The 16990-nt window shown below is 59.7% G+C and carries 16 protein-coding genes and 1 riboswitch; of the genes, 6 read left to right on the forward strand and 10 right to left on the reverse strand.

Going from position 1 to position 16990, the window contains the following annotated elements; genetic code table 11:
- The first annotated feature begins 41 nt into the window (after positions 1 to 41).
- Positions 42 to 437 (forward strand): hypothetical protein, encoded by a 396-nt coding sequence (locus HSW_RS18150; protein ID WP_044003152.1) that lies wholly within the window; start codon positions 42 to 44, stop codon positions 435 to 437.
- Between the two features lie 64 nt (positions 438 to 501).
- On the opposite strand, the gene HSW_RS25000 is transcribed toward HSW_RS18150, so the two are convergent.
- The 4 genes from HSW_RS25000 to HSW_RS18165 all read right to left on the reverse strand — a co-directional run bounded on the left by HSW_RS25000 (position 502) and on the right by HSW_RS18165 (position 5990).
- On the reverse strand, positions 502 to 1101 hold the full coding sequence (locus HSW_RS25000) for an acyl carrier protein (protein ID WP_044003153.1): 600 nt from the start codon (positions 1099 to 1101) through the stop codon (positions 502 to 504).
- A gap of 405 nt (positions 1102 to 1506) precedes the next feature.
- On the reverse strand, positions 1507 to 1875 hold the full coding sequence (locus HSW_RS24400; protein ID WP_155833046.1) for a hypothetical protein: 369 nt from the start codon (positions 1873 to 1875) through the stop codon (positions 1507 to 1509).
- 72 nt (positions 1876 to 1947) lie between these two features.
- Positions 1948 to 3180, reverse strand: coding sequence for an acyl-CoA dehydrogenase family protein (locus tag HSW_RS18160; protein WP_044003154.1), 1233 nt, complete (start codon positions 3178 to 3180; stop codon positions 1948 to 1950).
- 332 nt (positions 3181 to 3512) lie between these two features.
- Positions 3513 to 5990, reverse strand: coding sequence for a TonB-dependent receptor (locus HSW_RS18165; RefSeq protein WP_052346597.1), 2478 nt, complete (start codon positions 5988 to 5990; stop codon positions 3513 to 3515).
- Positions 5991 to 6052: 62 nt separating this feature from the next.
- A riboswitch (TPP riboswitch) is annotated at positions 6053 to 6151 on the reverse strand.
- A 348-nt stretch (positions 6152 to 6499) separates the two neighbouring features.
- On the opposite strand from HSW_RS18165, the gene HSW_RS18175 reads away from it, so the two are divergent.
- Positions 6500 to 6730 carry a hypothetical protein gene (locus tag HSW_RS18175; protein ID WP_052346598.1) on the forward strand — a complete coding sequence of 77 codons (231 nt, stop codon included), beginning with the start codon at positions 6500 to 6502 and terminating at the stop codon, positions 6728 to 6730.
- 191 nt (positions 6731 to 6921) lie between these two features.
- Here HSW_RS18175 and HSW_RS18180 read toward each other — a convergent pair whose 3' ends face one another.
- The 4 genes from HSW_RS18180 to pnuC all read right to left on the reverse strand — a co-directional run bounded on the left by HSW_RS18180 (position 6922) and on the right by pnuC (position 9483).
- Positions 6922 to 7338 (reverse strand): GNAT family N-acetyltransferase, encoded by a 417-nt coding sequence (locus HSW_RS18180; RefSeq protein ID WP_044003156.1) that lies wholly within the window; start codon positions 7336 to 7338, stop codon positions 6922 to 6924.
- A gap of 7 nt (positions 7339 to 7345) precedes the next feature.
- The gene (locus HSW_RS18185; RefSeq protein WP_044003157.1) at positions 7346 to 8221 is read right to left on the reverse strand and encodes an aldose 1-epimerase family protein; all 876 of its coding nucleotides are present in this window, start codon (positions 8219 to 8221) and stop codon (positions 7346 to 7348) included.
- Between the two features lie 69 nt (positions 8222 to 8290).
- Positions 8291 to 8848, reverse strand: coding sequence for an AAA family ATPase (locus HSW_RS18190; protein WP_044003158.1), 558 nt, complete (start codon positions 8846 to 8848; stop codon positions 8291 to 8293).
- 2 nt (positions 8849 to 8850) lie between these two features.
- Positions 8851 to 9483, reverse strand: a complete 633-nt coding sequence (gene pnuC, locus HSW_RS18195; protein WP_197031908.1) for a nicotinamide riboside transporter PnuC — start codon at positions 9481 to 9483, stop codon at positions 8851 to 8853.
- A gap of 125 nt (positions 9484 to 9608) precedes the next feature.
- Here pnuC and HSW_RS18200 point away from each other — a divergent pair, with 125 nt between their 5' ends.
- Positions 9609 to 9932, forward strand: a complete 324-nt coding sequence (locus HSW_RS18200; RefSeq protein WP_044003159.1) for a rhodanese-like domain-containing protein — start codon at positions 9609 to 9611, stop codon at positions 9930 to 9932.
- A gap of 126 nt (positions 9933 to 10058) precedes the next feature.
- On the opposite strand, the gene HSW_RS18205 is transcribed toward HSW_RS18200, so the two are convergent.
- Positions 10059 to 11330, reverse strand: coding sequence for a DUF6799 domain-containing protein (locus tag HSW_RS18205; protein ID WP_155833047.1), 1272 nt, complete (start codon positions 11328 to 11330; stop codon positions 10059 to 10061).
- A 250-nt stretch (positions 11331 to 11580) separates the two neighbouring features.
- Here HSW_RS18205 and hrpB point away from each other — a divergent pair, with 250 nt between their 5' ends.
- From hrpB to HSW_RS18220, 3 genes are all read left to right on the forward strand, one after another.
- Positions 11581 to 14139: an ATP-dependent helicase HrpB gene (gene hrpB, locus HSW_RS18210; RefSeq protein ID WP_052346601.1), complete on the forward strand. Its 2559-nt coding sequence runs from the start codon at positions 11581 to 11583 to the stop codon at positions 14137 to 14139.
- 181 nt (positions 14140 to 14320) lie between these two features.
- A complete protein-coding gene (locus HSW_RS18215; RefSeq protein WP_081768488.1) occupies positions 14321 to 15097 on the forward strand; it encodes a DUF2490 domain-containing protein in 777 nt (258 codons plus the stop codon).
- A gap of 128 nt (positions 15098 to 15225) precedes the next feature.
- Positions 15226 to 15921 carry a hypothetical protein gene (locus HSW_RS18220; protein WP_044003161.1) on the forward strand — a complete coding sequence of 232 codons (696 nt, stop codon included), beginning with the start codon at positions 15226 to 15228 and terminating at the stop codon, positions 15919 to 15921.
- A gap of 86 nt (positions 15922 to 16007) precedes the next feature.
- Here HSW_RS18220 and HSW_RS18225 read toward each other — a convergent pair whose 3' ends face one another.
- Positions 16008 to 16853 carry an oxidoreductase gene (locus HSW_RS18225; RefSeq protein ID WP_044003162.1) on the reverse strand — a complete coding sequence of 282 codons (846 nt, stop codon included), beginning with the start codon at positions 16851 to 16853 and terminating at the stop codon, positions 16008 to 16010.
- Positions 16854 to 16990 lie beyond the last annotated feature (137 nt).

Raw genomic sequence — 16990 nt, forward strand, 5'->3', positions numbered from 1 at the left:
GCAGCTCACGTTTTCTCTTCCTTATTTCCTAACTCTATTCCATGAAAACCCGGACGTTTTTACTTGCCCTGTTGCTGAGCGCCACCAGCTTCGCTCGGGCCGCTACCGAAGCCCCCGTTACTGCTGCCCCGACTACCTCGATAGCGGCTGGCGGTTACATGATGATTATTTCCCGCGTGTCGATGGGCTTCAATGCTCAGGCTAGCATCGTGACCGTGTCGCCGGATGGCAAGGAGCAGGTGAAGGAAATTGACTTCAGCCGCTTCAGCGCCAAGCAAATGGCCGCCAACATGACGGAAGTCCACAAAGCCGCCATGGCCGCCGTGAACCAATACACCGCCGATGGCTGGCACCTGGTCAGCGTGGCACCCAGTGACGTAGCCAGCGGCGGTAACACTGTATTCAGCCAGACGATTTACTATCTGGAGAAGAAGTAAGCTGCTGCTTACTGCCGCAAAATAAACCACCCCGCTGCACAGGCAGCGGGGTGGTTTATTTTGCTCAATCCATGCCCAGGTCACCCGTGAAACTGTCCATCAGTCGGATTTCCGGGACTGTTACCCCACTCTGGTAACAGGTAATGCCGATTACAGCGCATTGTACTTCGTAGAGCGTGGTAGGCTGCGGCAACAACTGGGCGTAATTCTGGGCCAGCAGCCACTCTGCTAAGTCGGAAACAGTGGTATGAGCCCAGTTGGGGGCAGGCTGGGGTGGCGGGGGCACCGCTGCTGCAGCCGTACTTCCAAACAGGCGTTGCCACCAAGCAGGGATACCGTCTTGCCATGATGCCTGTGGTAACTTGGGCATGCGCAGGTTCAGGCAGACGGCCAGCGCATCAGCCTTTGCCTGACTGTCCCCTAGCAGTTCCAACTCGATCAGCCGCGTGGTTTCGGTAGCTGCCTGGGGCAGGCAGTCCAGCAGCCGGACTACCATCTGATAATAGGCGGCGGTGCGGTCCGGATCAGCCGACAGACCTTTTATTGCGACTATTGCAGCGGCAGCATCGGCTACGGTATAGATTGTTTCGGCGGTCCGATTGGGAATAGCAATCTGAAAATGCTGCTCGAATGCCACTATCAACTCAACGGTGTCAAGGCCCATAGGTAATCTGGAGTTCGTAATTCACTTGATGCCAAGTGAAAAAGATCAACTTACCCACTTTTCCACTATCAGTAGCTTGTACCATTTCCCTTTTCGACGCTGCAAGACGTAGGTGGCCCCTCCTCCGCAGAGCGCACCACAAAGCTGATTAACAGAAACAACTACGATGCGCTTATCCACAGAAAATATCGGGCAGCTGAAATACGTGTAAGCAGCCGTGTCGTAGCGTTTCTCAAGCAGGCTATCAACTCGGTAAGAATAGCGCAGTCTATCGAAAAACCGTCGTATGCTATCAGCTGGCAGCACGATATAGCGTGATGGTACGTGGCGCTGCTCCAAGCCGAATCCGCGGGAGTACTCCACCTGCAACTGCATGTGCAGGGTATCGAGCGTAGTTACGAGTTTCTACTGGTGCATCTGTCGCAGCAATCCGGTGGGCAGCCTACCGTAAGAAAAGCCTATATCAGAGTCCAGTGCAGTTTTAGGATACACCGGGAACAGCGGAACGACATGGTGCTCAACTAATAGTGGACTGATCGAGAAATGTACAGGTTCCTTATCATCTGCCCGGGTTTCATTCGGGTCAGACTGCGCCAGCATTTCCCGAATAAAACCAAACACCACGCTATCCGGCAGCAACATATGCGGCGTTCCTCGATGTCGTACCACCACCGGCTTCGGAGCGGGCGGATATGCCAGCCGCAGATGTACTGCACTGAACACAGCCGCCAGCAGCAACGCGGTACTCAGAAAACGACGGGTAGCAGTTTGCATAGACTATTATAAGACGCGAAAACGGCCGCTCTGCTAGGCAGAACGGCCGTTTGAAGATACACGGGCGGCAGTTTATTTGAACGCCTGAATACCGGTAATGTCGGCGCCGGTGATGAGCAGGTGAATGTCGTGGGTGCCTTCGTAGGTCACTACCGATTCCAGATTCATCATATGGCGCATGATGGGATACTCGCCGGTGATGCCCATGCCGCCGTGGATCTGGCGGGCTTCGCGGGCGACGTGCAGAGCAATTTCCACCGAGTTCCGCTTGGCCATCGAAATCTGGGCTGAGGTAGCCTTGCCTTCGTTTTTGAGCATACCCAAACGCCACACCATTAGCTGGGCTTTGGTGATTTCGGTAATCATTTCGGCCAGCTTCTTCTGCTGGAGCTGGAAGCCGGCAATAGGCTTACCGAACTGCTCCCGCTGCAAAGAATACTTCAGGGCCGACTCGTAGCAGTCGATGGCCGCGCCTACCGCGCCCCAGGCAATGCCGTAGCGGGCCGAGTCGAGGCAGCTCAAAGGGCCTTTGAGGCCGTCGATGTTGGGCAGGATATTTTCCTTAGGAATCTTCACGTTATCGAACACCAGCTCGCCGGTGATACTGGCGCGCAGGCTCCACTTGTTATGGATTTCGGGGGCCGTGAAGCCTTCCATGCCTTTCTCCACGATAACGCCCCGGATGCGACCGGTTTCGTCCTTGGCCCACACCACGGCCACCTGGCTCTGGGGCGAGTTGCTGATCCAGAGCTTGGCCCCGTTCAGCAGGTAGTAGTCGCCCATGTCCTTGATGTTGGTCATCATGCCGCCGGGGTTCGAGCCGTGGTCAGGCTCGGTGAGGCCGAAGCAGCCCAGCCACTCGCCCGAGGCCAGCTTGGGCAGGTACTTGCGGCGCTGCTCCTCCGAGCCGTACTGGTAGATGGGGAACATAACCAAGGAGCCCTGCACCGAGGCCGTGGAGCGCATGCCCGAGTCGCCGCGCTCAATTTCCTGCATGATCAGGCCGTAGCTGATGTAGTCGAGGCCGCCGCCGCCGTACTCGGTAGGCACGGTGGGCCCGAACGCACCCACGTCGCCGAACTTGCGCACGATGTCAGAGGGGAAATAGGCGTCCTGCGCCCATTTCTCCACGTTGGGCGAAATTTCCTTCTTCACGAAGTCTCGGATGCTCTGGCGGATAAGCTTGTGCTCCTCGGTCAGCAAATCGTCGATATCGTAGTAATCGGTGAAACCGGCGGCGTTCAGGGAGCCTTTGTTGCGCTGGACCTGGGCCTTGGTGGAAAGAACATCAGCTTGCGAAGACATAGGAGAAAATTGGGTGGGAATGATGGGCAAAGATAGGAATTCCACTACGTACAACCGGCTGCGGGGCCGTTGAGTTCGGCAGCCTGATTAACCGAAAAAACCCTGACCGGCAAGGGAAGCCAGTCAGGGTTTTCGGAAGGCGTGGCAGGTGGCGGGAGAATGCCATAAGCCGGCCAATCCCGGCACGCCCACAAAACGACCGAAAGGCAGATTTCCGGCCGGGAAAAGTCACTGGCACGCTTCAGGCAAAGCATGTGCCGAAAAATAGCTTTTTACTAATTTATTCGCAAAAAATCCTGAAAATGAAGTTGTTTCCCCGGCTTCTACGGCCGTTAAAACTTCACGCCCACCGAGGCCAAGAAGTTGCGGGTGGCCTGGGGATAATAGTAGTTGAAGGTAAGCGGCTGGCCGCTGGCATCAGGGTAGCCGTACGTGTAGCCGTTGGCCACGTACTCCCGGTTGAGCAGGTTATTTACCAGCAGACCTAACTCCAGCTCCCGCATAAAAGAAGGCTGCACGGTGTAGCGCAAACGCAGATCAAGCACCTGATAAGAGGCAACAGCTTTGTTGGCCGACTCCGTGTTATCGAGGTACTGGCGGCCGACGGTTTTGTAGAGCAGCGCGGCCCGCAGGCCCTTCACTGGCATCACCTCCACCGTGTGCGCCGACACCACGCTGGGCGAATAGGAAATGGTGGTCGTGCGGCCTTCGGCGGCTACTACGGGGTTATAGTCCTTGTCGTAGGTCACGGCACGGTAGTCCAGGATGCGGTTGCGGCTCAGGGTGAGGGTGCTGTTGAGTGTAAGCCACCCGAGCGGCTGGTAGGCGCCAGTCAGCTCCACGCCGGCCCGGTAGCTGCGCGGGGCGTTGGTCCGAAGGGCTGTGCCCACATCATTGAGCTGGCCGGTATTCACCAGTTGGTTGCGGTAGCGCATGTAGAAGCCGTTTACCTCGACGCGCAGCATTTGTCCGTTCACGGTACGGTTGAGGCGGTAGCCGCCTTCCAGGTCGTGGAGTTCCTCGGCTTTGGGGCCGGCGTCGTTCAGGGGGCGGTCGGTAAAGTCGGAGCGTACGGGTTCCCGGTGGGCCACGGCGTAGCTGGCGTACAGCGTCTGGTTGTCGGTAAACTGCCAGGTGAGGCCGGCTTTGGGGTTGAAGAAGGTGTAGTCGGCCTTGGCCGAAACGGGCACCTGCTTGTCTTCGATGCCGTCGAGCTGATAGGTAATGCGGCGTACCTGCACATCGGCATACACGCTCAGCTTCTCCAGGGCCTGCCAGATGGCGCGGGCGTAAGCGTTGTAGTCGGTTTTGGTGGCGTCGTTAAAGTAGGAACGGTGACGGATGCTGCCCGTGGAGGCGTAGCGCGCCCAGATGACTTCGCCGTAATGGTCGTTGAGGAAGCGGTTCCAGCCCCCGCCCAGCGTGGCCTGCACCTTGCCGTCGGCGGGCTGGTAGTTGAGGGCGAAGACGCCGCCGAAGAAGTAGTTATCCAGCCACTTGCGGTCCACCAGATCGGTGCGCTTGATAGTAGTGTCGTTGGGCGCGGTGCCGATAACGACGTCGGGCAGATTGTAATCGGCCAGCTTGCGGTCCAGGCGCAGGCTCTCGTAGTAGCCGAAGCCCCGGGTGAGGTGGGCAGCAGCGGCCAGGTTCCAGTTGGTGCCCAGGCCCTGGGTGAGGTGTAGCTGGTAGTGGTTCTGCTGGTAGTTGTCGGTCTGGTTGTCGTAAGTGTAGTAGGCGTAGCGGCGGCCTTCGCGCAGAGCGCGTTCGGCATCCTCGGGGCTCAGCTCATAGTTATCCACGTACTGCTGCAGGCCGGCGGCGTTGCGCGTCAGGGCCGGCTCGGGCACCCCGTTCCAGGCCTGGTAGGTTTTCTCCCGGCCCGAGAAGGTGATGAACTTGAGCAGGGTGTTCTTCTGCTGATACCCGGCAGCCAGATAATACGATTTCAGGTCGGAAGCCCCGCGCACCATGTAGCCGTCGGAGGAGATGCGCGAAAGGCGACCATCCACCGTGAAGCGGCCGTTGATGAGGCCCGTACCGAATTGCACGTTGTTTTTCCAGGTGTTGAAGGAGCCGTAGCTGTTCTGGCTTTCGGCATAGGCCTGGGGGCGGCTTTCCAGCGTACTCACATTGATGCTGGCCCCGAAGGCGGCGCTGCCGTTCTGGCTGGTGCCCACCCCGCGCTGCACCTGCAGGCTGCTGGTGCTGGAAGCCAGATCGGGCAGGTTCACGAAGAACGCGCCGTGGCTTTCCGCGTCGTTCAGCGGCACCCCGTTCACCGTTACGTTGATGCCCTCAATGCCCGTACCCCGCACCCGGATGCCGGTGTAGCCCACCCCGTTGCCGGCATCGGAGTTTACCACCACGGAGGGCGTCTGGTCGAGCAGGTAAGGAATGTCCTGGCCGAAATTGCGCTTCTCCAGGTCTTCCTTGCTGAGGTTGGTGTAGGCAGTGGCTGTGCGCTCGTTGGCGCGGCTGGCCGTTACCAGCGCCTCGCCGGTGAGCACGCTGCCGGGTTGCAGCGCGAGACGCAACTGTTGCGGACTGCTTTGGCCTTCTAGCCGCTGCACCAGCGGCGCGTAGCCCACAAACGTGATGCGCAGCTCGTGCGCGCCGGGGGCCACGGCCGACAGGGTGAACGTGCCATCAGCGGCAGCTGCCACGGGTGTGCCATCAAGTAGAATGGTGGCACCGGGCAAAGCGGTGCCCGTGCGGACGTCCAGCACAGTACCCGACACGGGCCCTTGAGCCCATGCAGGACCGGACAGCGCTAGTAGCGCCACGCCGGTAAACAGTAGATTTTTCAACGAGGTGAAAAAGGCAAAAAGTGGAACGGACCCGGTGCCAGGGGTCGGCACCCTTAGGTTTTTCGTTCGCGGATCGTTTGTTCCCTTCGCCGGCATTACCCGGGCAGGTTCAATGGGTATGATCTCAGCCTCGCATAAGCGAGGCACCCCTAAACTTTGGTTGTTGGGTCAAAGGTACGCCGCCGCTTCGGGTTTCAAGCTGCTGCAGGCAGATTTTGCGCTGATGGCTTTCACCTTCCCAATCCAGTGAAGCGCTTTCAGAGGTTGCTTTTCCGGCCTGACTACTACCGCTGCCAGCACCACCGCCAGCATTTCCGCAAACCAACTGAAGTTCAAAAAAACCACTCCCTGGGCGTGGCTTTATTTGTTGACAATCAAGTAAATTAGCTAACCTCCCTAATGGTACGCAGAAAAACCGGCGCATCGAAAACAACCCAGCCTGCACCTCCGTTTCTTCTGCTACTGCCGGTTGGCTTTCCGCTTATTGTTGGACCTCAGCTTTTCCCGCCATGCCCCTCACCAGCCTACTCTATCTGTTCGTTGTTTTGGTATTCACCGGGCTTTTGCTGGCTCTTCCGCGCCGCCGTACCCGCCAGCCGCCAGCGCCGGATAATGACGATGATGGCGGCGAACCACTCGACGACGGCCTCCCCGATTTCGACCTGCCACCCGGTATTTCCCGCCCTATCAACGACTGGGAACCTGACTACAACCGCCCCCGCGTACCGGTGGAGTTATAAAGTATTCCTCCCCTCATGGCAGGAAAGCACAAGCCAGAAATTCTTCGTGCCATTAAGAATCCTGAATAACCTGAATAAGTAAACAGCCCCCGATGCCAGTACCGGCGTTGGGGGCTGTTCGTTACAACCAGAGGTAGGTGCCTGATAGAGCACAGTTCTTGCGGCGGCCGCATCCTGGCGCGGGCTTGTTTCTACAAATCCTTGGCCATGCGCACATAGGGGATGGTGCCGCGGTAGAAGCGGTTACCTTCCGGCTCCAGACCGAAGGCGCGGTAAAACGCCTCATTTACGGCGCGGGCGTCGCACCAGATGCGCTGAGCACCCTGCTCACGGGCATCTTCCAGCACATGGCGCAGCAGCTGCGACCCAATGCCCTGGCCCTGGCAATCGGGGCGGGTGGCAAACTTGCGGAAGCGGGCTACGCGGCCGTCGATGAACAGGGAAATAACCGACACGAGCTTACCGTTGCGGAAGGCTCCGAAGTGGCGGCCCGAGTCGTCGTTGTTCAGCTTTACGTACTCGATGGACTCCTGGGGCCAGAGGACCTGGTGGCGGAGCGAATGGGTTTCGGCCGCCTGGATGGGGCGGATGGTGATTTCGGCGGTCATGTATGCGTCAGGCAACGGTGATGCTATGAGAAGTGAGAAACTGCTGGCCGGGTTGCAGGCTCAGAATGCCTTCTTTATCGGTCAGCTCCGGGGAGCTGGTAGTAGAGCTGGCAATTCCCTGCCAGGGCTCAATGCACACAAACGGCGCACCGGGTCCTTTCGTCCAGAGGCCCAGGTAGGGAAACCCATCGAAGCGCACCCGCACCGAGCGGCCCGAACGACGGCTGCGCAAGGTGAGGTGGGTGAAGTCGAAGTGCTTAAACACCAGGGCATCTTCGGCAAACAGCGCGTAGCTGAGCGGCAGCGTATCCTGCTGTTCCAGCACGGGAGCCGTCTGGCCGTTGAGCAGGCCGCCTTCCAGCAAATGGCGCTGCAAAGTTACGGGGTGGTCGAACACAAACTCGTACTCCTCTAAGGATTCCTCGGGCAGGAGCGGGCACCGAAAGGCCGGATGGGCTCCAATGCTAAAAAGCAGCTCCTTTGTTCCCGGGTTTTCCACTTCCCAGCCAATCGTAAGCGTGGCCCCCGCCAGCCGGTACGAAATGCGCAAAGCAAACTCAAACGGATACTGCCGGCGACTTTGCTTATCGGCCCGCAGTTCCAGGGTAAGCTCCGTCGGTGTTTGGTGCAGGAGCGTGAACTCCCGGTCACGGGCGAAACCGTGCTGGCCCAGCGTATAGGGCTGGGCCTGGTGCTGGTACGCATCGGAGGGCAGGCGGCCCACAATGGGGAAAAGCACGGGCGCGTGGCGGTTCCAGTAGGCCGCGTCGGCGGGCCAGATATATTCCAGGTTGCCCAGATCCTTGCGGATGAAGCTATGCAGCTCGGCTCCATGCGCGGCTACGGCCACGCGGCACAGCTCATTTTCGAGAGTGTAGGTCATTCAACAGATAATGCGGCTAACGACAGAAACAAACGACTGCCGTTCCGGAAAGTTGGGTTACGCCGGCAGCTAGCTCAGGCGGGCCACCGGCCACGCCGTGGTTTTGCCCAGCAGCGCATCTACGTGAAAACAGGCCTGCTCAAATCGCTCAGGCGGGGTTCCGCTGATTTCGGCAAAGTTGGACAGCTGTTCCCGCAGTTCCCGCTGGTAGAGGTCGTAGAAATACTGGCGGTGGTTGGGATGTTCGCGCAGGGGGTCCGGTTCCCAGGGCAGGTCCACGCTCAGCAGCAGCACCAAATCGTACTGCTGCTGCGCAATGCGGCGCAGAATCCAGTCGGGGCAGAAGCCGAAAGAGTGCTCTGCCCAGATTTTTATTACCAACAGGTCCGTATCACAGAACATGACGGGGCGGCCCTGCAACTGGGCAGCCTGCAGGGCATTCTGCTCGGCCCGCAACTGTCCTCTGGCCATCCGCTCCAAGTCGGCCAGCACGTAGTTAGGGCCGTGGTGCTCCAGGTAATGCCGGGCGTACTCGGGGGCCCAGGCGGTGTGGTAGTGCTCGGCCAACAGGCGGCTTAAGGTGGTTTTTCCCGTCGATTCGGGGCCGGTGAGGGCAACTCGGAGCATACTCAGGCGGCTTGAATATCGGTGGATAAAGCGGGCTGCCGGTGCAGAGCGCGCCGCCACTCCCAGTAGCCATACACGGCCAGCCCGAGGTACAGCGCATACAGCACGCTGGTCGGATACAGCTGCTTTGCCCACAGAATAGGCACATAAATGCTATCCACCACAATCCAGAGCAACCAGTTCTCCACCCGTTTGCGCATCAACAGGTACTGCGCGGCTAGGCTACCGGCCGTGGTAAAGCTGTCCCAGTGCGGTAGGGCTGCATCGGTATGGTGCTGCAGATAATACCCAAAGCCCAGCGTGAAAGCAGGTACGAACACGGCGCACGCCACCCACTCGCGCGCCCGGGTCCGCGACACGGGCAGCTCGGTCCGGTTACGGCCGCCGTGCAGCCACTGGTACCAGCCGTACCCGCTCAGCGAGATGAACATGGTCTGCAGAAAGCAGTCGGAGTACAGTTTGGCCTCGAAATATACCAGCACGTAGAGCCCACAGCTGACGATGGCCACCGGGAAGTTCCAGAGCGACTCGCGGGCGGCCAGCCAGACGCAGGCAAAGCCTGTGAGCACCGCCACCCACTCCAGCGGACTCCCCCCGGCGGCGGCCGTCCAGAACTCGTACAATGACTGCACCACAGAAAACAACTGAGAAACGAAGTATCGCCCGGGCCACCGTAGCAGATGCCGGGCGTGGTCAAAGCTAACGAGCATTAGGGTAATTTTGCGGCTGTTCCTGCATTTTCCGTTTTGCCCCGCCTCTTATGCTTCCCGAACTCACCGCCTCCGAACTGCACGCCCGCCTCCAAAATGGCGACGACCTTCAACTCATCGATGTACGTCAGCCCGAGGAATATGCCTTCTGTCGCATCGAGGGCAGCGTGCTGATTCCACTGGGCGAGCTGGCACAACGGGCCGAGGAAATTGACCCCGACCGGCCCACCGTGCTTATCTGCCACCACGGTGTACGCTCCATGCAGGCCCTGGCCTACCTCCAGCACCGCCATGAGCTGACCAACCTGCTGAACCTGCGCGGCGGCATTCACGCCTGGAGCACGCAGGTAGACCCAAGCGTGGCCGTGTATTAAGCGGGCAGCTATTTCCTTTTCTGCTTAGCAAGTAATTACTGGTATGGCATTCCGTTAGCACAGAGATGTCGGCTCGGATCTTACCCAAGCCGGCATCTGTGCGCTAACGGAATGCCGTGCCGCAGCCTATGGCATGGTCAGCAGGTAACCGATGGTGAAATTCGCGTCCCAGTCGAAGACAAACTGCTGGCAGCCGGTAGCGTCCGACAAGGCTTTGTAAATAGTAACGCCGGCTTTGGTTTTGGCGTTGGGCAGCTCAGTGTATGCGGCCGGAGCACTGAGCACCGTGAAACGTTCCTTATTCTGGCGATTGATTTTAGCCAGCTCGTAGGGTACGCCTCCAATGATAAAGCACGTCTGACGCAGGGCTTCTGGCACCTGGCGGGCGTTATCCGCCACGTCGCGCGCTACCGCCTCATCGGCAATTCCCTTCTGGTAATATTTGGCACCGTACGTATCCAGGGCTTTGGGCAGCGCATTCTGCATCCAGGAAATCTTCGTGTTACCCGAGCCAATATCGGCCACGAAAGCTTTGCCCGTGAAAGCAGGAGGAAGGGCGGCCTTGAGGGCCAGCGCGCCTTCCTGTTCGGGCGTTACGGTATTTACCACGTAGCCCAGCTCTTTCAGAGTGCCGATGATGCGCCGGGTAACGTCGGCCATAATCGCGCCGGAGCTTACCACGAAGTGAATATCCCGTCCACCTACCCCGTAGTCCAGCATCTGCCCGATGTAACTTTTCAGGCCCTTGCGCACATCGTCGTCGGTAGCCAAGTTCTCCATGATCAGGCTATTGCCAAACTCCGACTTCTCAAGCTTCCAGTTCAGCTGCTTGTCTACCCGGATGATGAAGGAGTTGAAACCGCTGGCGCCCAGCTCTACTACTCCTTTGAGCTTTCCGTTTACCGGCGCGGGGGGCTGATACGTGAAAGAGGGCACCGGTGCGGCAGCCGGCGCGACTATGGCGGATGGTGCCCCGGCCGCCACCGGAGCCGGCGCTACTGGCACCGGCACTACGGTCAGTACCGCCGGGGCTCCCGGTCGCACCGTTATTACGGCCGGCGTCAGCCCCATCTGAGCAGCGCGCTGGCTGCCAACCAGCTCCCCATTTTGACTCATGGCCTCCCCTTCCTGCAGCGGCATGCTGCCACCGGTCAGCAGCTCTACTTTACCATCAAGATGGCTGATGCGCGCGCCGTTGGCCAGCGTCACATCCCGGTCCATAGACATTACGGCAGGTCCGCGCCGCACTACCATGTGCTGACCTTGCTTGATAAACCAAGTAAATGGCTGAACTGGCGGTTTTTCCATCACCGCTGGCCCCTGGGCCAGCCCAAGTTGCGGCCCACTAAGGCTAAACAGCAAAAGGCAGAGAAACTGACGAAGTAGCAGTTTGAACATGGGTGTAACGAAAGTAAATAGTGGGAGAGACGTGGTAAAGCAGGTAGTCCACGATGCACAAAAGTGTTATTTTTTTTATCAAAAATTATACTCGGTTTTGCCGAAAAGCAATTTATACCTGTCGAACTGCTATTCAGACTATCATAGTCCGTCTGACGCCTCACTTGGTTGCGGTATCCGGTGCGCTCATGCAGCGGTTTTGCCCAACTTTGCAGCGTCAATTCTGCCCGCTCCCACAAGCTTATCCGGTATGCTGCCTGCTTCTGCCCTCTTCAACCGCCTGCACGCCCTGGCTCTGCCGATTCTGGATGCCCTGCCCACGCTGCTGACCACGCTGGAAACACACTCCGTAGCTATACTCCAGGCCCCTCCCGGGGCCGGCAAAACCACAGTGGTCCCGCTTGCCCTGCTGGAAGCCGCCTGGCGCGCCGACGGCAAGATTCTGGTGCTGGAGCCCCGCCGTTTGGCCGCCCGCGCTGCCGCCACCCGCATGGCCCAGCTGCTGGGCGAACCGGTAGGCCAGACGGTAGGCTACCGCATGCGGCTGGAAAGCAAGGTATCGGCCAAAACCCGCATTGAGGTAGTTACAGAGGTGATTCTAACCCGCCAGTTGCAGGACGACCCGGCCTTGGAAGGCGTGGCAGCCGTGCTGTTCGACGAGTTTCACGAGCGGAGTCTGCAAGCTGATCTGGGGCTGGCCTTGGCCCTGGATGCCCAGCAGGTACTGCGCCCTGATCTGCGGTTACTCATCATGTCAGCCACGCTGGATGCCGGGCGACTGGGCCAGTGGCTGAGCGCGCCGGTGGTTAGCAGCCTGGGCCGGATGTTCCCCGTCGAAACCCACTACCTGAGTCCCCAGCGCGCCGCCACTGCCTCCCGCCGACCTCACGAGAAACTGCAGGATCTGGTGCCCGTCATCGTGCGCGAAGCCCTGGCCGCCCACGCCACCGGCGACGTGCTGGTGTTTCTGCCCGGCCTGGCTGACCAGCGCCGCGTGGCCGACAAGCTGGCTACGCTGCCGGCGCATATTGCTATTCATGTGTTGCACGGGGAACTGCCCGTCGAGCAACAGGATGCCGCCCTGCGGCCCGCCCCGACCGGCCGCCGCAAGGTGGTGTTGGCCACCAGCATTGCCGAAACCAGCCTGACCATTGAGGGCGTGACGATGGTGGTGGATGGCGGCTACGCCCGGGTGCCTCGCTTCGAGCCGCGTACCGGCCTTACCACGCTGGGCACCGAACCGGTGAGCCAGGCCGCCGCCGACCAGCGTCGGGGGCGGGCCGGCCGCCTCGGTCCCGGCACCTGCTACCGCCTCTGGACGGAAGCGGAGTTTCGGGAGCTACCCCATCACTTGGCGCCTGAAATCCTTACCGCCGACCTCAGCCCGCTGGCCCTGGAACTGGCGCTGTGGGGTGCGCATGATGCCTCGGCTTTGCGCTGGCTGGATGCGCCGCCCGCACCAGCCTTGGCCCAGGCCCGGGAGCTGCTGGTGCGGCTGCAGGCCCTCACGCCGGCCGGCCACCCTACTTCCCACGGCCGGGCACTATCGGGTCTCGGGCTGGCTCCGCGGTTAGCGCATTTGGTGGTGCGCGGTCAGGAAATCGGGTATGGAGCCACGGCCTGCGCCCTGGCAGCCCTCCTCACGGAACGCGACATTCTACGGCCGGCTGATGGCTCGTTTGGGCCGCCCGACTTACGCCTGCGGCTGGAGGCACTGCAAACCGGTCGCGCCCCGTTACCCGGCCTGCTGCCCGATAGTGCCGGAATGCGCCGGGTACGTGAAGCCGCCACCGTACTCCGTCACCGGGCCGGAGCCAAGGGCGACATTGTTCCCGACGTGGCGGGTTTGCTGGCGGCCCTAGCCTACCCCGACCGCCTGGCCCAGCGCGAAACGCCCGAGCGGGTGCGGCTGGTCAACGGCCAGCGGGCCACGCTGCCAGCCGAGTTCTTCGGTCAGCAGGACGTATTTTTTGCCGTGGCGACGCTGGATGGAGTAGCCGCCCAGCCCCGGGCCAGCCTGGCCGCGCCTTTGAGTCGGGCAGAGCTGGAAGAATACTTCGCGGAGCAGCTGGAAACCCGCGACGAGGTACGTTGGGATGAGGCAACGGGCCGCGTTACGGCGCGGCGGCTGCAGCGGCTGGGGGCCCTGGTGCTGGCAGATACCAATCTAACTAACCCCGACCCCGCAGCTATTACGCAGGCCTTACTGGGCGCATTGCGTACTCAGGGCATTGCCCGCCTGCCCTGGAGCGAGGCCGCGCAGCAGCTGCGGGAACGGCTGGCCTTCGCGCACTACCACTTTCCGGAAAGCTGGCCCGCTGTGTCCGATGAGGTGTTGCTGGCGCAACTGGAAGACTGGCTGGGGCCTTACCTGACGGGCGTAAAGTCGATGGTGGAGCTGGGTCGGGTGGATTTCCAGGAGGCTCTGTTAGGGCGGCTGCCGAATGGCTGGAGCCAGCGGCAAGAACTGGACCACCTTGCCCCGGCCCACTTGGAGGTACCTACCGGCTCCCATATCCGGCTGGATTACGCCGAGCCAAACGCGCCGGTGCTGGCTGTGCGCCTGCAGGAAGTATTCGGCCTGCTGGACACCCCCACGGTAGCAGCCGGGCGCGTGCCGCTCACGCTGCATCTGCTTAGCCCCGGCTACCGCCCCGCCCAGGTAACCCGCGACCTGCGCAGCTTCTGGACCAGCAGCTACTTTGAGGTACGTAAGGAGCTACGTGGCCGGTATCCAAAGCATTACTGGCCCGAAAACCCACTGGAAGCGAAGGCCATCAGAGGCACGAAAAAGCAAAATGGCCTGTAATGTATGGAATTAGTTTGCACAGAAAGTTAAAGCTGGAGTATCCCCGGATGCTGCTCTTGATCTACCCGAAACGACAGGTCGGCGTTTGTTTATCTGGTGAGTTTAGCCATTCATCGAGAGCTACTTAAAACTTAACATTAACAATAGGGTAACACAGGCAACAATTCGGTAACATTACTCTATGCAGAAATCTACCCCCTTTTTATGGCGGGGCACGATGCTGCTGGCGAGCCTGATGTTGCGGATGCTGCACCCGGCTTCGGCCCAGCAGACGCCCCGGCCAGCCATGCGCTCCAACGTGAGCAACGCTTGGCTGATATTCCTGAGTGATACCCGCCTGAGCAAGCGGTGGGGCATCCACGCCGAGGCTCAGGTGCTGCGCAGCCGCAGCTCCGCGTTGGGTTGCCAGAACGTTTTTCGGGCCGGGGCCAACTATTACGTGGTAGATAACCTGCTGCTGACCGGCGGGTACGCGTACTCGCAGTCGGCGCTGGATGGTGGGCTGCCGGGCGCGCCGGAGCACCGGCTGTACCAACAGGTGCAATTGTGCGATACCAAGAGCCGGGTACAGCTGCAGCACCGCTACCGCCTAGAGGAACGCTGGGTGCAGGTACAGCCCGGTCAACAATTCATTTACCTCAACCGCATGCGTTACCAGTTACGGCTGACGCTGCCCCTCATCGGCAAAAAGCTCACTGAAGGAGTGCCGTTTCTGGTGGGTTCCAACGAGGTATTTCTGGGTTTTGGACGCAACGAGAATAAGCGCCTGCTGCAGCAGAACCGGGCGTATCTGGGACTGGGCTATCAGATTACTAAAGCCGCCGCCGTGGAAATCGGGTACCTCAATCAACTCGTCTTGCCCCGACAGGAGAGTCGGTTTGAGGTCAACGAAAACGTGCAGTTCAGCCTGTGTTTCAACCCCGATCTGCGCCCAACTGCATCACCCGCAACGCATTGAGGTTCACATGCTGGCAGAAAAAATCTTCCAGCATGTGAACTTTTTTCTCACTAAGCTATCCAAGCCGAATTCTGGCATTATCCTTGGCTTGCACCCGGCAGACATCCACCTTTTCTACCGGGTTATTTATGAAACCATCCTTTACCCTTGCCGCCTTAATAAGCACTACGCTGGGCCTCTCGCAGGCAGCCACCGCTCAGGACACCGCCAAGTGGAGCTTCTATTTCGAAGCGGGCCCCAAAATCAGCCAGTTTCGCGCGCAGTCGTACGGCGGACACTATTTTCCGCAATCTGGCCAGCAGCTGTTCCCGGAAACCGACCGGCGAGTAACGGTGCGCAATACCTTTTCCGGTTTCATGAACATGAAGGGGTTCCGGCCGCTGTCAGAACATCTGGTACTATCGGGTACCGTGGGGCTGGATATGCAGCACCTGAACTACCGCACCGGCACCACCAAAGTTGGCAGTAACAATTCTGTTACTGCCTATGGCAGCCAGCACATCAGCCAATTGCTCAGCCGGGCCCGCGCCGATTTTGGCCTGCACTATGCCGTGAAGCTGGGTGAATCGGGCCGCCTGATGCCCGGTATTTCGATAGGCCAGATGGTGAACCTAAGCAAGAATGGCTACAGCTACACCTTCATCCAGCCCGGCGTGTATTATACTACCGACCGTCTGCTGCTAGGTTTTACTGCCTCCGACACGCCTTATAACGTCCTGATTCCGGGGGCTTCTTATTTTGAAGGCGACCTGAACGGTTTCTATACCTATGAGGCCGAATACCGCATCCGGGAGTTTCAGCTAAGCGTGGGTGCCAAGTTTTAGCCCCCACGGTTTACCAGTACCAAACAATGCAAAAGCCCCGGCTTCAGCCGGGGCTTTTGCATTGTTTTCGAATAGCGTCCGGAGCGTTACTCGCCAGCCGGGAAGTCGGCTGAGTCGCCAAGGTCAGCTACGGTTTCCAGCTCCTGCACTAGGCTCGTAAACTTGTCACGGGCACCTTTCACGGCCGCTTTACCGAGCGGCAGGTGCAGTGGCGGATTCTCCTGGCGTACTACCTCAAACATAATTTTGGCGGCGCGCTGCGGGTCGCCGGGCTGCTTGCCGCTGTAGCTCTGAATTCCTTTCAGATTCTCACCTACGGTAGCGCGGTAGTCCTCAATGCTGGTATCTACATACGTGGCCGAACTGCCGGCCCACTCCGTGCGGAAGCCGCTGGGCTCGATGTTGGTCACGTAAATGCCCAGCGGCTTTACCTGCTGGCTAAGGCTTTCCCCGATGGCCTCCAGGGCAAATTTGCTGGCGTTGTACACGCCCACCCCGGGAAACGTTTTGAGCCCACCGATGCTGGTGATGTTGAGGATGTGGCCGCTTTTCCGCTCGCGCAGATGGGGCAGCACGGCCCGCAGCACATGCAGCGGCCCGAACACATTCACCTCAAACTGACGCTGCACTTCGGCGGCATCGATTTCCTCAATGCTGCCCAAGGAGCCGTAGCCCGCGTTATTTACTACTACATCCAAGTGGCCAAAATGCTGAATAGCGTCGGCAATGCCCTGCTTTACCTGCGCCTCATCGGTTACTTCTACCACGAAGCCCCGGCCGTTTGCGCCAGCCTTCTTCGTAAACTCATCGGCCTGCTCCTGCTTGCGGAAGGTGGCGGCCACGTTGTCGCCTTGGCTCAGACAGTAGTCGGCCAGTTCTTTACCGAAACCGGTGCTGACGCCGGTAATAAACCAGTTTTTGGTGGTTGTCATGAAACGCGGAGGGGAATAATGGAAGGATACGCGCTTCGGATTCAGGAAGCGCTGAGCGGTATAACTCCGGAACGTGCGCGCAGGTTTTAACCTTTGCTAGGCCCGCAGGTACTGGCATAGGCAGCGGCTACGACGAA

Origin of the sequence: Hymenobacter swuensis DY53, from assembly GCF_000576555.1 — a bacterium.
Taxonomy (GTDB): Bacteria; Bacteroidota; Bacteroidia; order Cytophagales; family Hymenobacteraceae; genus Hymenobacter; species Hymenobacter swuensis.